Raw genomic sequence first — 14812 nt, forward strand, 5'->3', positions numbered from 1 at the left:
CGCCTAAGAACAAATCCGAACTCGCCGACGCGATCGGCGACTCGCTCTCGAGCAAAGCGGATATCCTGGGGCCGGGAGACCTGAACGCCGCTCCGCAATCCGAGCTTCGACGGAGCCCGCGATACGTTGGAGGCGAACCATGTCATCATAGTATCGAGCCGGGCGTCGGTAAGGCGAGACTCAATGGGTACTTCTTTTCAATAGTATTGCCAGAATGCCAGGCACCCCGTAAACGAGCCCCCGCACCGTTCGGGGCTGACGTTCAGTGGTCGCCCGCAGCGGGGCGCGTAGCTCAATGGTTAGAGCCGGCCGCTCAGAACGGTCTCGTTGCAGGTTCGAGTCCTGCCGGGCCCACCAAGGAAATCAAAGAAGAAGAAGAAGACTCCTTATGACGAACCGCTTCGTCTCATTGGAATCACCGCACCAGAAACCGCACCAGAAACGTGCGCCTTTCGTTCACCGGCGGCTGGTTCGCGCTTAGTGATTTTCTCGACCGCGTCAGACAAATAGTCGGGATGGTGGTGGCCATACGTGTTCAGGTTATCTCGGAATGTCGCTTGAAGTGCCGCGGCCTGCCAAGGATCCGCACCTCTCTGCATGAGCCAAGTCGCTGCGGTGTGTCACAGAGTGTGAGGGGAGATTCCCGGACCAAGCTCTGCAAGCCTGACGGCAGTCTTGAACGCTGTTTTGACCGAGTTCACGGGCTTTCCGTTGTACTCGACAACGACCGAGCGCCGGAATGGGAGAGGCTGCAGCGATGGCTCCCGCACGCGTTCCGCTGTAGATTCCCAATAAGATAAAGCGAGCCAGATGTCGGAGCGGACGCTTGCTTGTGGGAACCTTCACGTCGTCCAACGGTCGACGCGAGCCTTTCTGCATTTCACGATAGCGCCAGCATATCCAAATCAGTTTGGCCGCATCGCTGCGCGTCAGCCACTTGTCTCGGGGCTCGCCTTTTTTTTGGCAGCGAGACCTTCACGATTTCTCGATGATAGCCTTCGTCTGCATGGTGTCCGATGGCAGCGCGGAGATCTTCAAGGTCTCGGCGAGCACCGCCCCTCTTGCGACGCTTCTTCGTACAGGCGCGACATGCCTCACCATTGACCTCGCCAAGCGCTTTTGCGCCCCACCACTCGTTCAATCGCTCGATTCGCTTCTTGAGTTTGCGGATATCTGGGATGGCATCTTCGTGTTCGCCATCGACCTTGAAGCGACAGCGAAGCTTGTCGAGTTGCGCATCCAGATAGATCGAGAGGACATCCGCGACTGGGATATCATCTATGTGCCGCACTCGTCGTTTCGGTGTGTGTTTGGAAGTGATGTAGTCCCTTAGCTTTTCCTCCGCGGCTGCAATCTCATCTGCAGCGCAGCCTGTGCTGACATCCCGACCGTTGTCTCTGATGATCCAGGTTGCTTGATGGCTGATCTTTCCGTCTCGGCGGGCGGACTTGAGCTGAAGTCTGGCACCCTTGCTTCTTCGCGGCATAGCTGTCGCATCCGTTCAATATGAGCCAGCGTTGTAAATTCCTTGCCGGCAATCTTCTCAATAACCAATCGGTTACGATCGCGCTCACGGCGTAAACCCGCGACCGTCATTCCTCCTAAAGGAAACGCGATCTTCACGGCATCAGCAAGGCGAAGAGGAGTATCTGGTGTAATTTCAGGTTGCGTTCGATTTGTCATCGACGCCTTATCGAAATTGCAAAGAGGAAGTCCATCTGTGCGACATCCCTCGCAATCGAACCTCGCACGCTTGCGATCGCAGTTCAGCAATGGCATGGCAAGCAACTCGTTGACGATAAGGGCATGGGCCGCAACATCGGTGTGCGAGCCTTGGAATGTACCTTGAGCAGCTTGACGTCATCGGTGGCCAAGCTGTCAAAGATGATGAAGCGATCCGAAGGCTCTTTGCGACAGAAGGCTCGCAGCCTCGGAATTGGACTAGGCCATCAGCGTTAAGTGAGGAGACCCACGGTGTGCTCGCTCACCGGAAAGCCCGGTTTCAGATCGAAAGATCGATCAAAGCAGCTCCGATTGGCGTAATAATGTGGCTCAATCCGAAAGCAAGCGCGGCACGGACTCGCTCACGAATGCCCAGGGCAACCGAGGCGGAGTGCAGCCAATCAAGCTCGAACTGCGGGAAGAGGTCACCGCTCTGGCGAGACCTTACCCGCAGGGACAAATAGATCGGCAGTTGGTGCGCCCTGATGGATCCGCTGTTCGCATTGCGTGCCTCACAGGACATCAAGACACAGGCCGGCAGAAATCCTGAGTGTTTCGATGGAGTGCACGGCAGAAGCGCCATGGGCTTCTTCTTGGCCGGCCTCGCGTTGCCTGCTGCTCCAGACCATGGAAATCGACCCGGAACGAACGAAGAACTTACTATTCCTCGGGCCGATGACGATATCGAAATCGCCGGCCGCTGAACCCGTGTCAATTGACGGTGACGCGCTGTGCGCCTTAAATGAGGCAACGATTCGTTGCATTCGCTGGAGCTGTATGCTCAATAGTGGTGGCTCGCAATTCTGGATTTTTCAACCGCAAAGCCCAACAGCCCGCACATGCCCGACAAGCCGCAGAGCATGCCTTCAAGTCTTCTCTTCACATCCGAGTCCGTTGAGTTCAGCGCCGAAGCGCTCGGGATTACGCTTAAGACGGATGAAAAGACACTGATCGAAATTGATGAAATTCAGGAAGAGGCGGTCCGTGCCGCGCAGGCGAGCAAGAAGTTCGCCTTGCGATAGCGCCTTGTAGGTTTTTATGTCCCGATACTTTTCATGAAGTTTGTACTGATCCAATCGATTTCCAATGAACGTAGACTATCTCGTCGGGCAGCTCAACAACGAGAGTGACTGGAAGACCCTGGCTGGGTGTCTCGGCGGAAATCATCGCGTCGTCGCCAGCATCATTCGTCACTTGATGGTCATCGGTGCCAAGTCGTATCTGATCGAGTCCCGCTACATCGACCGCGACTATTCGTCCGATTACCGGCGCTTCTACGCGCAGACATTCAAGACCTACGATCGTCATTGCAAGCGCGTGCATTTCTTTGCCGAAGATCTCGAACCCATCGGCACCAACAAGAATTGGGTCGAGCGTGCCGTGGCTCTCCAGAAAACCAGCAAGCGCAGCTATCTTGGTTTCTGCGTGGTGCGGCCGTTGCCCAACGCGCCGATCGGACGGACCGCCCTGCGTGGCGATGGCCCGGCTGGGCCCGATCTTGAATCCGTGGTGACGTGCCGAGCCAGCATCCGCGCCAACCTGCTCGGCGCAGAGCTTGACGTAGTGGGGGCCTGCTTCATGCAGCAGGACTCACGTGTCGGTGCTTGTGCCCAGGTCGCGATCTGGACCGGCGCGCGCCACATGCATCACAGGCACAGATACGACTGGCTCTCAGTTGCAGATATCACGCGCCTGGCCGTGCCGACGACGGCCGAGGAGGCAACCTCGCTTCCGGCTGGATCCGACTTTCTGACCTCCGAGCGCATGATCCGAGCGATCCACGACATGGGCTTTCAGCCGCTTTGCGTGGAAGGCGCCAATGTCGGCGCCGCCATCCTGCCGTACGTGGAATCGGGATTGCCGGTCATCCTCGGTCTTCAGGACAAGAAATCCCCCGGATCACTTGGGCATGCCGTCACGGTGATTGGCCGCGTATTCGGCAAGCAGAAGACCCCCAGCAACCAGCTTGTTGATTACTTTCCAGCCTACATTGTGCACGACGACCAGGCTGGGCCTTACATGCTGCTTCCCAAGGACGCGAAAACGGCCATCGCGTACAATTTCGACCCTCATCAACTGGTCCACCATCGCCTGCATGGCACGGCGCAGGTCGATCTCAATGTGGCGGACCACGCCGTTTTCGCCGTCGTGCTCATGCCGCTACGGGCATTTTCGACTGCCGGCGCAGCGGAACGCACCGCGTGGGGTCGGCTCGACGCCACCTTGCGCAACATGAAGGACATCCGTCGCAGGCTGGCGAAGCAAGGGGTCGAAGTGAACGACCGGCTTCTCAACGAGCTCATCTCGGCGCACAAGAACAACGGCATCGTCATGCGCACCTACCTGACCTCCGCCTCGGGCTACCGTACTCACATCGGTCAGTCCTCTGCATCGGGCGGATTGAAAGATCTACTGATGCGGCTGCACCTGCCTCACTTCACCTGGATCACCGAGATCTCGACCGTCGATTCGTACAACCAGGCTTCGCCCGGGTTACGACGCATGTATGGACACAGCATTCTGGACGCGACCTCGACAGGCAAGGACGCCGCGGGCCTTCTCTCCCTACACTTGCCAGGCATGCTCATCGTCCGCGACGTCAATGCGGATCCCGGCAAAGACGAGAAGGTCTTTGCCATTAGGGATGACGGCCTCTACGAATGTCGTGAGAAGCGCTTCATGCACTAAAGCGCGATGGGGTTCGGATCAATCGTCACTGCGCTTTAGCTTCTTGTTTGAGCATGATCTTCTCGGAAAACCGCTGCACACGTTTCTGGATCATACTCTAGCGCGGGCGCACCGGCAGCGGGAAATGATCGCCCCGGCCCAAGCGACCGTGATCGATACCCGAGCACTCCAAACACTCCGTATCCTGGCGCGGAACGTCGTAGCTTGCGCGGTTCTTGCGCGAATTCCAACGGAACCACGCCGCCTCCGCGTCGTCATTTTTTAGTCCGGTCATGTGGAACAGGAAGTCGTCGGCGGCATGCGCGCAGGCGATCGCGTTCATGGTTACGACGCTTGGCGCCGCCACCCCCGGATCGTCCAGATAGGCATAGCCTTTCTTGACCGTCTCCGGCACGGCTTCATCCTGGATGCGAGCTGGGTTGATGAGGCCGTTGCACCACAAACAACCGTGCCCCGGGCGCACGGTGCGCGCGACGCAGAATACATCGCCAACTTCGCCGGCTTGGCTGACCGGAACTTTTGCACCGACCTGCACGCCGGGAATGCCGTACTGATTGACGATGGCGTTGAACAACAGCCGCGCACTCATCGTGTCCGCCCCCAGGAAGAGGTAGTCGCAATCGGTAAACCGCTTTGCCACGTCGGCATCGAGAAAGTCGCGCGGCAAGGCAATTACCTTCACGTTCGGATTCGCGCGCTTAATGTTGCGCGCCGCCATATGCACCTTGTATTGGCGCAACATCTCGCGGATGCGCGCCGGCAGCCATGCGGGCGGCGATGCGTCCGAACGCCAAGCGGCGATCAGGCGCGGCAGATTCGTCGTCTCGGCCTTGTCGGGATCGGCGAGAACGAATTCACCCACGCCAAGCCGACCAAGCAACTCTGCCAGAATCGATCCTGCGCCGCCCAGCCCGATGATGCCCACGCGCGTGCGGGCCAGGATGGCTTGCCCACGGTCGCCGAATAGCCGACTTTGTCGGTCATAGTCCGGAATGCGCCTCGCCACTGCGGGCGGTTGCGGAAACAACTCAAGCCGCTTACCGCCGATTACCGCGGCACTTGCGAGCGGTGCTCGCCGCCCGCCGGGCAGCCAGAGATCACCCGCTACGGCGGCGCCAGCGAACACGAGCGCGCCGACGGGCATGCCGCGCGCGATATCGATCAACGCGGGATAGCCGCGCTCATGCGAGGCCATGTCGTCTGGCGAGAAGGCGACAGCGGTCGTGCCACCATGATTGTGTATGGCAAGATAGGCCAGCTTGAGGTCGCGCGCGCGCAAGATGCGGCTTTGGATGAACTGGGCCCTGAGCATCCGGTAGCCGTATTTCCCCGGCACATAGTCGACGCCGTCGACCGCCAGATGCAGTTCGCGCGCGACCAGGCGCAGGCCGCGGTCGGACTGGCAAATTCCGGCGAGAATAATCGCGCCGTGCTCGTCGTGATCGCCAGGAAAGAGGTGCCGCATCAGGGTCTGGTACATGCCTTCGGGCAGACTCAGACGCCAAGGACCTATGGATGGGTGCGGAGCCATTGCATCACTTTCAGGAGTTTGAGCGCCGCGGTATCGGTCGCCGGGTTGAGCTTGTTTGAGCGGCGTGAGATCTGCATTGCGGGCTTGCCGCGATGAGAGGCCAATCCAAGTCCTTCGCCAAGGGGCCGCCCATCGGTGCGCTTCAACTCCGGGCAGGTGAAATGCGGGTACACATCCGCATACGGATACTGAAACGTGATTTGAAAACCGACCCAGATCGTCATCTGGACATAGGGCGGGCCAAGCGGCACGTCGCGCACCATGACGTATGCGCCGCCCGAACCGTCCGGTTCGGCATCGACCTGGCAGTCGGGGAAGGATGAGCGGATTTCCGCAATGGCCTTCTCAATGGCAGGCGTTATCGCGTTCATGAGTTGTCATCATTCGGAATGGCCAGGAAGCGATTGCCGTCGTGCACCGTGATTTTCTGATCGTCGCCGATCAGCTCGGTCTTGCCGCCGCCGCGCTCGATGCTCAGCACGAAGTCGAGCTGGATGGGAACTTGCTGCGCAATGGCCGCCTGTTTGATGCTCAGGCCGGTCTGCTTCTTGCCCTCGACCGTGACCGGTTTTTCGTTGACGAAAAGACTGACAGGCTTGTCGGCGCCACCGCCGTGATCGGGATTACCGCCCGGGTGGTCGTGTTCTTCGTTGCTCGTCATGACGATCTCCTTGCGGAAGTGAAATTGAATTGCTAGTGTGAAATCAATATTGCGATGTAGGCGGAGAATTGCAAGAGTGAAATCGAAAAATTCTGAACCTGCCCAATTCGACGTCGCGGCCCTTCATGCCGCGCTCGATGCAGAACGGATCGCTCGTCGACTGACCTGGAAGGATGTCTCCGGGGAATCTGGTGTAAGTGCCTCAACGCTAACGCGTTTATCCCAAGGAAGACGTCCTGACGTGGACAGCCTGGCTGCTTTGACGCAATGGCTCGGCCTGCCGGCTGACCGCTTTTTGGGGCCACGAAAAGTGGCTTTCGGCGCGGCCAGCCCGCTGACCCAGATTTCGTCCATTCTGCGCGAAGATCCCAATCTCAATGAGGACGCCGCTGCGGCATTGGACGAACTGATCAAGGCGACGTACGCCCGACTGCGATCGCAGAAATGAGGTGACCGACCAGTTGGAACCACGCTGCCCTAATGCATCATAGACTTTATTTTTCATTGATTTCAGTCCCTTAGGTTCCGACCGCGGCTTCATACGCAAGCACGTATGAACCTTGAATATACGCAAATCCGTATAATGGCTCGATATTCGCGATCGCGCATATTGACGCGATATACGCATTCGCGTATCGTAGGCTTCATGGATACAATTGCCCGCACCCCACAACAAGTTGGCGCCGGGATCAGGCGCTACCGTCGGCAGAAGAAGCTCACCCAGGATGACCTCGGTGAGAAGATGCATGCGCGCCAAGCGACGGTATCGAAGCTGGAGGCCGGTGAACCTGCAACCCAACTGCGCATCATGATGGATGCGCTCGCCGCGCTCGACCTCGAGCTGGTCATCCGGCCGCGCACCAAATTGACGGCTCAAGCGATCGAGGATCTGTTCTGATGGCGCGTCGTTCTGCCCGCGCGCCGCTCAATGTCTATCTCAACGCTCGGCTCGTCGGGCGGCTGCGGCGCGAGGGCAGCGGAGCAATCGATTTCCAGTACGACGAGCAGTGGCTCGCGTGGGACAATGCCATTCCCGTTTCGGTGTCGTTGCCTCTGCGGGAGGATCGTTATATCGGCGATCCAGTCATCGCCGTCTTTGACAATCTTCTGCCCGACAATGATGACATCCGCCGGCGCGTTGCCGAACGCGCGCATGCTGACGGCGCCGACGCTTACAGCCTGCTCTCCGCCATCGGCCGCGATTGCATTGGCGCGCTGCAATTCCTCCCCGATGGTGCCGCACCCGGCGCCGCGGGCGCGATTGATGGCCGTGCCGCTAGCGATCAGGAGATCGCCGCCATTCTCGGCAATCTTGCCAGCAATCCGCTCGGTATCGGACCCGACCAGGACTTTCGCATTTCTCTCGCCGGCGCGCAGGAAAAGACCGCGCTGCTTTACTGGAAAGACAAGTGGCACGTTCCTCACGGCACGACCGCAACTACGCACATCATCAAGCCGCAGATCGGGAAGTTGCGGAACGGAATCGACCTGACCAGCGTTGAGAACGAGCATCTGTGCCTTGAGCTAGTTGCCGGACTCGGCTTGCCGGTCGCCAAATCAAGCATCATCGGAATTCGCGGGGCGGCGCGTGCTCGCAGTTGAGCGGTTCGATCGCACCTGGACGCGGGACGGTCGCCTGCTACGGCTACCGCAGGAAGACTGCTGCCAGGCGCTGTCCGTTCCACCCGCACGCAAGTACGAGTCCGACGGCGGACCCGGCATCCGCAAGATCTCGGATTTCCTCAAGGGCAGCGACACGCCTGACGCCGACCAGGCTATATTCTTCAAGGCGCAGATCGTGTTCTGGCTGCTTGCCGCCACCGACGGACATGCGAAAAATTTCAGCATTCATTTGGCACCGGGCGGACGTTTTCATCTTTCCCCGCTTTACGACATCATTTCGACCCAACCGAGCTTGGACGCTGGGCAAATCAGCCAAAACCAAATGAAGCTGGCCATGGCGATCGGCAGCAACCGGCATTACGTCGTCCACACGGTTCTCGGCCGACATTTCGTGCAAACTGCGAAAAGCTGCGGTCTACCCGACAAAACAGTCAAGGTCGTCATCCAGCAGCTCGGTGACACAGCCGCAAAAAGCATAGATCAGGTGCTGAATGAGCTTCCAAAAGGTTTCCCGGAGAAGATAGCCATATCGATTGCTGATGGCGCGAAGCGCCGCCTGAATTCGCTGGCCGTACTCAAGACTGGTGAATGATCCTCGGCCTGGCTGTGCCTGCGTCGCTGATCGCCTGCGCCAGCGGCAGGAAGACCAGCGAGGTCCGGGGCCGGACGAGGGGGGCGGCGAGAACGAGGGGGAGCGCTGGAGGGCCCTGCCCAGCAACAGGCATGTCAACCCCGACTGCGAGAGTATTTTTCATTAATATTGGAATTGTGATAGTGTTTTTCATGTAATATGAAGGACTTATGGCCAGAACGAACCCAATTCAGAGCGTCTTTTTCACGGAACCCCACATGAGCGCGCGCTTTCAGGCCCGGTGAGCGTTTTTCATGACCGACGCCTCCCTGAGACGGCCGTTCCGGCCGGCTATGCCGCGCTCATCCACGCCTATAACCTACCCGTTCCGGTTCCCCGGACGCTCTCCGCGATCGGCACCAAGCATCGCATCCTGGAACAGGGCGGCTGGCGCATCTATACGCCTCGCCATGCGCCTGAAGCCTCGCTTGAAGGACACCTGACTTTTGCCCTCAAGTACGAGGGCCTGGATCTCGCCCTTCTGAAGCGGCTGTTCCTTGCCGTCGAGGAAGGAGCCATCGCAGAGCTGGTGCGGCAGAAGCCTACCGGTATTTACACACGCCGCATCTGGTTCTTGTACGAATGGCTGCTCGGCCGCGAGCTGAAGCTGCCCGCAGCAGACAAGGTGTCGTACGTAGATGCTCTCGACACCGAACTCCAATTCGGAGTCGCAGGCCAGAACTCGGCTCGGCATCGAGTTCGCGACAATCTTCCCGGAACGCCCGAATTTTGTCCGCTCGTCTTCAAGCCCCCGGCGATGACGGAATACATTGCCCAGGACTGGAAGGAGCGCGCTCGCGCAGTAATCAGTCAAGTGCCCAAGGATCTGCTCGCCCGCACCGCAGCCTTCCTTCTGCTGAAGGACTCAAAATCCAGCTACGTGATCGAAGGGGAAAAGGCCGCCGCAGATCGCCGATTGGATGCTATTGAGATGCACTCGGCGCTGCCACGGCTCCGCAGGCTGTCTCCAAACTTCCGAGCATTCGATTGCAGTGGTGAGCGCGAGTGACCAGCAGATTCCCGTCCCCATCAACGCGGATACTTTCGTTGCCGCTGAAAAGCATAGTTGGGATTCATTCCACAATAGGAATATGTGCCCGATGCAGTGGCGAGGCACTGCTCGTAGGTGGAAAACTGGCAATTGCCTGGATATCCCCAGCTACGCCCTTGAAGACAATAAACGTCTGATGGAAGCGGCGACACGTGTTTCGCGCGAATTGCTGCGGCTGCGGTTGTCCCCGATGCAACGCCCATGAAGACGTGCACAAGGAGCACCATGATGAAAGGGAGAGCACGCAAAAGATCTTGTGACCTTGGTAAATCTGCCTCCTAAAGCTTGATCGATCCCCTGGTCGCCGCTTATTGGAGCCAGAGACCGCACCGACTGTTATTTTAGCTGAATAGGCAACAAGTTTAAGCATAAGCTCTGTACCGAATGTACAAAGGGTGACTCGCGCGCCTCTCGTTCGTGACGCTGCCTAGAGCCGGGAAGACTGAAACTCACTTTTTGGGCGCACTGGTCAGGGGCCTCGACTAATCTGCTGGAACATCGACCAGCACGGCTTTTGATTCTTGCTCATACTTCGGACTGGGCGGCGCCAACCGGGCTCGATCGTGGAATTTGTCAGATCCCCACACGAGATCAATTCAGCTGCGCAGTCGACAGCCGTGGAAGTTGCGGTAGAGCGCCCCCTCATTGGAGTACGTCGCGTCGACGCCGTGGGTCACTCACTGTCCTGCACTGCACATTGGGTCTTCACTCTCAGCTCGGCCGGTTCCTTCGCCTCGTTCTTTGCGACGCACCAAGACCAAGTCCCGGTTCTCGGTTCTCGCAAGCAGGCTGATCGGCGTTCCTCCACTCACCCTTGCCTCTCTTAGCCGGTTCCATATGCCCGGCTTGGCCCGCAAAATTCCTCCAAAGCGCCGGGGAAATGACGATTCGCCTTGATTTACACAGCTTACAACATTATTGTTGTAAGCATGATTCCAGCGCTAGTCACGATCGTGGGCGCCCCATGGGACGTACTGCCGCCGGGCGTTCACCCCGCAACCCTGACTGAGATTGCCGCTGCCTATACCTACAATTTTCGTAGGCGTGAACTTTATGCGGGGTTGGTCGAAGCCGCAGTGCATCTGCGCGAGGTTGGGTGTCAAACCGTACTGCTCGATGGCAGCTACGTTTCCGCCAAACCGATCCCCGGTGACTATGACGCTTGCTGGGAGCCGACCGGCGTCGACTTCACGAAGCTCGATCCGGTCTTCGACGATTTCAGTAATGGACGCGCCGCGCAGAAAGCTCGCTTCAGCGGCGAGTTTTTTCCGTCGTCGCTGGTCGAAGCCGCGAGTGGCGCAACGTTTGCCAATTTTTTTCAAACCGAGGGATTCACTGGGAAGAAGAAGGGGATTTTGTCGATTGCGCTAGCGACAGACGAGGTAGTAGCGCGGAGGTTAAGGCCATGATCTTCAGCGATCGCCAATATGCAGTCTCCAAGGAGCAAGTTGCAAAACTCCGGTCAGCGCTGACGAACGTGCGTGCTGACACGAAGAAGCATGAGCGCTTGCGCAAAATAGAAGTGAACGCCCTCGAAAGCCAGATTTCTGAGATCGACGGCGAGCTTGCGAACTATGATCTCCTGAAATCGGGGTCAGTCGCGTTTTCCGAGACCTATTCGCTTGCCGATCTCCCAAACATTCTGATTCAAGCGCGCATTGCGCAGGGACTAAGTCAAACTGACTTGGCCGAGCAACTCGGGATGAAGGCGCAACAAATACAGCGCTACGAGGCGACTCAGTACATGAGTGCAAGTCTTGCTCGATTGATCGAAATAGCCGATGCCCTGAAGGTTCGTGTGTCGCAGTCCTTTGCGACGGCTGAAAGACCGGTTGAAAGCTCGCTGTTTTCCTGGAGCGATCCGGCCAGCATAGATTGGACGCGCTTTCCTTTAAAGGAAATGTCGAAGCGGGGCTGGCTGAAAGGCCGAGACTTAGTAGACGCAGCCCGCTCGTACTTTCTCATGGCAGCGGGCCCGCAATTTGCCACAGCCCTACACCGCAAGAAGGTCCGCAGCGGCAATGCGCCGGACGAATTCGCTTTGCTTGCATGGCAGGCTCGCGTCCTTGAGCTTGCCCGGCAAGAACTGGAGACCGGACGAATAGGCGAGTTTGAAATTCAAGACTCCTGGCTCCCTACGCTCGTCTCATTGACCCAATTCGATGACGGACCTGAAAAGGCGCGCGATCTATTAAATGCACACGGAATCGCGTTGATTATTGAACGGCACTTGCCAGGCACCTACTTGGACGGCGCGGCCATGATTTCGCCGACCGGCCACCCAGTAGTGGCGCTCACCCTTCGACATGATCGGCTGGACAATTTCTGGTTCGTGCTGTTTCACGAGATCGGCCACGTATTTCTGCATCTCTATACGTCTCTTCGCCTCGACTTCTTTGACGAAGAGGACGGCGTTGATGGCGACGGACTAGAAAAAGAGGCAGATCAGTTTGCTCTAAGAAGCCTGATCCCCGATCAACTCTGGAAGCAATGCTTATCGCGCTTCGTATTATCTGAGGAAGCGGTACTGATTGATGCGGAAAAGCTTGGCATCCATCCGAGTATTATCGCAGGCAGAATCCGCAAAGAACGAAGCAATTATCACATCCTAAGCAATTTGGTTGGCAACGGCGTAGTGCGCGCTCAACTTGAAGGGGCTGACGATTGATTATTAAACCAGATACATATGTTCCGTCATTGCGTTGGCGGATGGGCGAATATCAGGCCCTTTCGCGACTCTCAGATAGCGCGAAAGATCGCGTGACACCCTTCATCGTTGTCCCTGAAATCGAATTCGACTTCGAAAAGTGGCAACCTGCCAAGACTCTTCAGGACCATGTCGAGCCCTTTGCAGATCGCTATAAGAAGAAGTGGGATACTCGTCCCGCCTGGATCGACGTTCATCCGAAGATTCAAGCTGGTCTCATGGATGACGGAAAGCTGCCGATCGCACATGTCTTCGATGCACTTCGCCCGCTCGGCACGAGCGCGGTGCCGGTCGTCTCGCTGGACGGCACTCCCGCAATCAACGCCGCCGTCGCCGCCGCGGTAAAGCTGGACGGGCGCGGCGTGGGACTCCGTCTTCGCATCGCGCATATCATGAAGCCGGGCTGTAAAGCGGCCGTCGATGCCCTTTTGGCTTCGATCGGGGTGCCACACTTCTTGACCGATCTTGTTATAGACCTCGGCGCTCCCGCTTATCAGCCGTATGACGACTTTGCAGATGGACTGATCGCCGCCGTCAGCCTGCTCGGTGATTTGGGCATGTATCGATCATTCGTCATCTTCGGTTCCGCTTATCCCGAGTCCGTCGCTCTCGACAAGCCGGGCGGCGACATCCCGCGTCATGACTGGCTTTTTTATCAGACGTTGATCGGAAAATTGCCGCCTAACGCACGTATCCCGAATTTCGGCGATTACACCATCGTCAACCCAGAGTTCACGCCCCGCGACATGCGGAAGATCAAGTCGGGAGGCAAGGTAGTTTATACGGAACCCGCCAATTGGCATGTGCGCAAAGGTGGATCGTTCCGCGACAATCCCGCGCAGATGCACGATCATTGTGCTTACATTCTGAGTTCTGGCAAATTCCGGGGGGCAACATTCTCGGAAGGCGACGATTTCATCGAGAAATGCGCCAAGAAAATCGTGCAACCGAGCAATCAACCGCGCTGGAAACAGGTGGCTATCAGTCACCACATCATGCATGCGCTAGAGGACATCTCCAAGTTTGGCGCTGCTGCATAAATTCTCGGATCGCTGCCGTCAACTGCGGAACAGATAGAAGCTCTGATAAGGATTTGTAGAGCTCGCAACGCGGCAATTTGCTCAGCTTCGCTTCTGGTGCATGCTTCGCCAGAAGTGCCACTGCCTCAGGTCGCCAAAGCAAATGTGCAAGCTGGACAGGATCGACGTTCGGATTCTTGGTACCCCGCCGAACGGTCTCGAACCTGATACCGCCGCGATTGCCCTTCCGAGCTTCGATGATGCCGCACCAATCTGGTGCAATCGTTTGCGCCTTCGCAATATGGCGTGGCGCACAAACGAGCGTCAACTTCTCAAGGCACTGCGTATACAGATCCAGTTGCACCGGCAGACGGCTCAGCGTGTCTTCGCTGCTTTTGATTTCATAACCATGCACGCACCCGCTGATGACGGCCACATCAATCCGTACCTTCGCGTGCGCGAGACCCAATTCGTCGACGACGATTGTATTCGGAGCCGCGCGGTGGGCGCGCAGCTTCTTGCCATGCAAGGCCAATCTGATTTCGGCGTCCTTCGACTTTGCCATCGAGTGGATTCTAACCAGCTTCGCCCGGGATGGGGTATTTTTCACCTTCCTTTACCTCACCTAATAACAGGTTCACACCCTCAACAATCATCCCAGCTCGTCGCTTACTGCAGACATGAAATCACGCTGCAATTTCCAGACCTTACGGCATCCGGGCGTGTCCTGCCTAAAGTGGTCCATTTGACCTAGTCCGGGCGTTCATCAACGCTTTTGACCGCGCGTCGTCTTGGCCCGGTCCCGTTCGTCCTGGGCCTTCGGGCCGGACCAGATCCCGAGCTGACCCCAGCTTTTTTACCGGAACCGCTACCCGCACGCTCCAGTTTCGCACGAATACCGGCCTTGTTGCTCCTTGTCATCCTTCAGCCGTCGCAAACTACCGCTTCAGATCAGACCCGCCTACAGCCCCCGTGCTCGATCGCAGAATCGGCGGCCCGCGTCGCCTTTCAGAGATCTGACCGTGGCCTGATAATGAACTATGTGAAACCTGGCGGAAAATAAGCGACTCAGCCCGCTGCTCTCGTCTACAACTTTCGCAGATGTCGCGCGCCATGGAAAACTGCCCCCTCGGCGTCACGAGGAATTGCCCCCTCCTTGGATAGCCGAGGAGAGAGCGA

Annotated in this window: 16 protein-coding genes, 1 tRNA gene and 1 pseudogene; 12 read left to right on the forward strand and 6 right to left on the reverse strand. The window is 57.8% G+C overall.

Features of this window, described 5'->3' with window-relative positions; all coding sequences use genetic code 11:
* Window positions 1-281 precede the first annotated feature (281 nt).
* Window positions 282-357 (forward strand) — tRNA-Leu (locus SO139_RS42490).
* Window positions 358-988: 631 nt separating this feature from the next.
* Window positions 989-1333 (forward strand): hypothetical protein, encoded by a 345-nt coding sequence (locus SO139_RS42495; RefSeq protein ID WP_498541904.1) that lies wholly within the window; start codon window positions 989-991, stop codon window positions 1331-1333.
* Here SO139_RS42495 and SO139_RS42500 read toward each other — a convergent pair.
* The gene (locus tag SO139_RS42500) at window positions 1330-1779 is read right to left on the reverse strand and encodes an excisionase (RefSeq protein ID WP_498541905.1); all 450 of its coding nucleotides are present in this window, start codon (window positions 1777-1779) and stop codon (window positions 1330-1332) included. The genes SO139_RS42495 and SO139_RS42500 overlap by 4 nt on opposite strands.
* 428 nt (window positions 1780-2207) lie before the next feature.
* Here SO139_RS42500 and SO139_RS42505 point away from each other — a divergent pair, with 428 nt between their 5' ends.
* The 3 genes from SO139_RS42505 to SO139_RS42515 all read left to right on the forward strand — a co-directional run bounded on the left by SO139_RS42505 (window position 2208) and on the right by SO139_RS42515 (window position 4410).
* The gene (locus tag SO139_RS42505) at window positions 2208-2426 is read left to right on the forward strand and encodes a hypothetical protein (RefSeq protein ID WP_498541906.1); all 219 of its coding nucleotides are present in this window, start codon (window positions 2208-2210) and stop codon (window positions 2424-2426) included.
* Window positions 2427-2561: 135 nt separating this feature from the next.
* On the forward strand, window positions 2562-2744 hold the full coding sequence (locus SO139_RS42510; RefSeq protein ID WP_260380660.1) for a hypothetical protein: 183 nt from the start codon (window positions 2562-2564) through the stop codon (window positions 2742-2744).
* Between the two features lie 172 nt (window positions 2745-2916).
* A complete protein-coding gene (locus SO139_RS42515; protein WP_498541907.1) occupies window positions 2917-4410 on the forward strand; it encodes a hypothetical protein in 1494 nt (497 codons plus the stop codon).
* Between the two features lie 97 nt (window positions 4411-4507).
* On the opposite strand, the gene SO139_RS42520 is transcribed toward SO139_RS42515, so the two are convergent.
* The 3 genes from SO139_RS42520 to SO139_RS42530 are packed head-to-tail and all read right to left on the reverse strand — an operon-like array spanning window position 4508 to window position 6602.
* On the reverse strand, window positions 4508-5890 hold the full coding sequence (locus tag SO139_RS42520; RefSeq protein ID WP_498541908.1) for a ThiF family adenylyltransferase: 1383 nt from the start codon (window positions 5888-5890) through the stop codon (window positions 4508-4510).
* A gap of 29 nt (window positions 5891-5919) precedes the next feature.
* Window positions 5920-6312 (reverse strand): hypothetical protein, encoded by a 393-nt coding sequence (locus tag SO139_RS42525; RefSeq protein ID WP_498541909.1) that lies wholly within the window; start codon window positions 6310-6312, stop codon window positions 5920-5922.
* The gene (locus SO139_RS42530; RefSeq protein ID WP_498541910.1) at window positions 6309-6602 is read right to left on the reverse strand and encodes a multiubiquitin domain-containing protein; all 294 of its coding nucleotides are present in this window, start codon (window positions 6600-6602) and stop codon (window positions 6309-6311) included. The genes SO139_RS42525 and SO139_RS42530 overlap by 4 nt, the downstream gene beginning before the upstream one ends.
* 76 nt (window positions 6603-6678) lie before the next feature.
* On the opposite strand from SO139_RS42530, the gene SO139_RS42535 reads away from it, so the two are divergent.
* The 4 genes and pseudogenes from SO139_RS42535 to SO139_RS42550 all read left to right on the forward strand — a co-directional run bounded on the left by SO139_RS42535 (window position 6679) and on the right by SO139_RS42550 (window position 9865).
* Window positions 6679-7050: a helix-turn-helix domain-containing protein gene (locus tag SO139_RS42535; protein ID WP_498541911.1), complete on the forward strand. Its 372-nt coding sequence runs from the start codon at window positions 6679-6681 to the stop codon at window positions 7048-7050.
* A gap of 198 nt (window positions 7051-7248) precedes the next feature.
* Window positions 7249-7500, forward strand: a complete 252-nt coding sequence (locus SO139_RS42540; protein WP_498541912.1) for a helix-turn-helix domain-containing protein — start codon at window positions 7249-7251, stop codon at window positions 7498-7500.
* Window positions 7500-8817, forward strand: a pseudogene (locus tag SO139_RS42545) (type II toxin-antitoxin system HipA family toxin). Before SO139_RS42540 ends, SO139_RS42545 begins: the two are co-directional and overlap by 1 nt.
* A gap of 280 nt (window positions 8818-9097) precedes the next feature.
* Window positions 9098-9865 carry a hypothetical protein gene (locus tag SO139_RS42550; RefSeq protein WP_498541913.1) on the forward strand — a complete coding sequence of 256 codons (768 nt, stop codon included), beginning with the start codon at window positions 9098-9100 and terminating at the stop codon, window positions 9863-9865.
* A gap of 20 nt (window positions 9866-9885) precedes the next feature.
* Here the strand turns inward: SO139_RS42550 and SO139_RS42555 are convergent, their stop codons facing one another.
* Complete coding sequence (locus SO139_RS42555; RefSeq protein WP_498541914.1) at window positions 9886-10110, reverse strand: DUF3551 domain-containing protein; 225 nt, start codon at window positions 10108-10110, stop codon at window positions 9886-9888.
* Window positions 10111-10800: 690 nt separating this feature from the next.
* On the opposite strand from SO139_RS42555, the gene SO139_RS42560 reads away from it, so the two are divergent.
* From SO139_RS42560 to SO139_RS42570, 3 genes are read left to right on the forward strand one after another with little or no spacing between them, the layout of a single operon-like run.
* Window positions 10801-11316 (forward strand): DUF6932 family protein, encoded by a 516-nt coding sequence (locus tag SO139_RS42560; protein WP_498541915.1) that lies wholly within the window; start codon window positions 10801-10803, stop codon window positions 11314-11316.
* Window positions 11313-12575: a helix-turn-helix domain-containing protein gene (locus SO139_RS42565; RefSeq protein WP_498541916.1), complete on the forward strand. Its 1263-nt coding sequence runs from the start codon at window positions 11313-11315 to the stop codon at window positions 12573-12575. Before SO139_RS42560 ends, SO139_RS42565 begins: the two co-directional genes overlap by 4 nt.
* Window positions 12576-12616: 41 nt before the next feature.
* Window positions 12617-13654 (forward strand): beta family protein, encoded by a 1038-nt coding sequence (locus tag SO139_RS42570; RefSeq protein ID WP_498541918.1) that lies wholly within the window; start codon window positions 12617-12619, stop codon window positions 13652-13654.
* On the opposite strand, the gene SO139_RS42575 is transcribed toward SO139_RS42570, so the two are convergent.
* Complete coding sequence (locus SO139_RS42575; protein WP_498541917.1) at window positions 13608-14198, reverse strand: sce7726 family protein; 591 nt, start codon at window positions 14196-14198, stop codon at window positions 13608-13610. The two genes, SO139_RS42570 and SO139_RS42575, sit on opposite strands and share 47 nt — an antisense overlap.
* Window positions 14199-14812 lie beyond the last annotated feature (614 nt).

Source organism: Bradyrhizobium sp. UFLA05-89, assembly GCF_059803475.1.

Excerpts from the sequence above, each read along its gene's own strand:
- SO139_RS42495 (WP_498541904.1), top strand. The coding sequence starts at position 989 with ATGATAGCCTTCGTCTGCATGGTGTCCGATGGCAGCGCGGAGATCTTC.
- SO139_RS42500 (WP_498541905.1), bottom strand. The coding sequence starts at position 1,779 with ATGCCATTGCTGAACTGCGATCGCAAGCGTGCGAGGTTCGATTGCGAG.
- SO139_RS42505 (WP_498541906.1), top strand. The coding sequence starts at position 2,208 with ATGGATCCGCTGTTCGCATTGCGTGCCTCACAGGACATCAAGACACAG.
- SO139_RS42510 (WP_260380660.1), top strand. The coding sequence starts at position 2,562 with ATGCCCGACAAGCCGCAGAGCATGCCTTCAAGTCTTCTCTTCACATCC.
- SO139_RS42520 (WP_498541908.1), bottom strand. The coding sequence starts at position 5,890 with ATGTACCAGACCCTGATGCGGCACCTCTTTCCTGGCGATCACGACGAG.
- SO139_RS42525 (WP_498541909.1), bottom strand. The coding sequence starts at position 6,312 with ATGAACGCGATAACGCCTGCCATTGAGAAGGCCATTGCGGAAATCCGC.
- SO139_RS42530 (WP_498541910.1), bottom strand. The coding sequence starts at position 6,602 with ATGACGAGCAACGAAGAACACGACCACCCGGGCGGTAATCCCGATCAC.
- SO139_RS42540 (WP_498541912.1), top strand. The coding sequence starts at position 7,249 with ATGGATACAATTGCCCGCACCCCACAACAAGTTGGCGCCGGGATCAGG.
- SO139_RS42555 (WP_498541914.1), bottom strand. The coding sequence starts at position 10,110 with ATGGGCGTTGCATCGGGGACAACCGCAGCCGCAGCAATTCGCGCGAAA.
- SO139_RS42565 (WP_498541916.1), top strand. The coding sequence starts at position 11,313 with ATGATCTTCAGCGATCGCCAATATGCAGTCTCCAAGGAGCAAGTTGCA.
- SO139_RS42570 (WP_498541918.1), top strand. The coding sequence starts at position 12,617 with ATGGGCGAATATCAGGCCCTTTCGCGACTCTCAGATAGCGCGAAAGAT.
- SO139_RS42575 (WP_498541917.1), bottom strand. The coding sequence starts at position 14,198 with ATGGCAAAGTCGAAGGACGCCGAAATCAGATTGGCCTTGCATGGCAAG.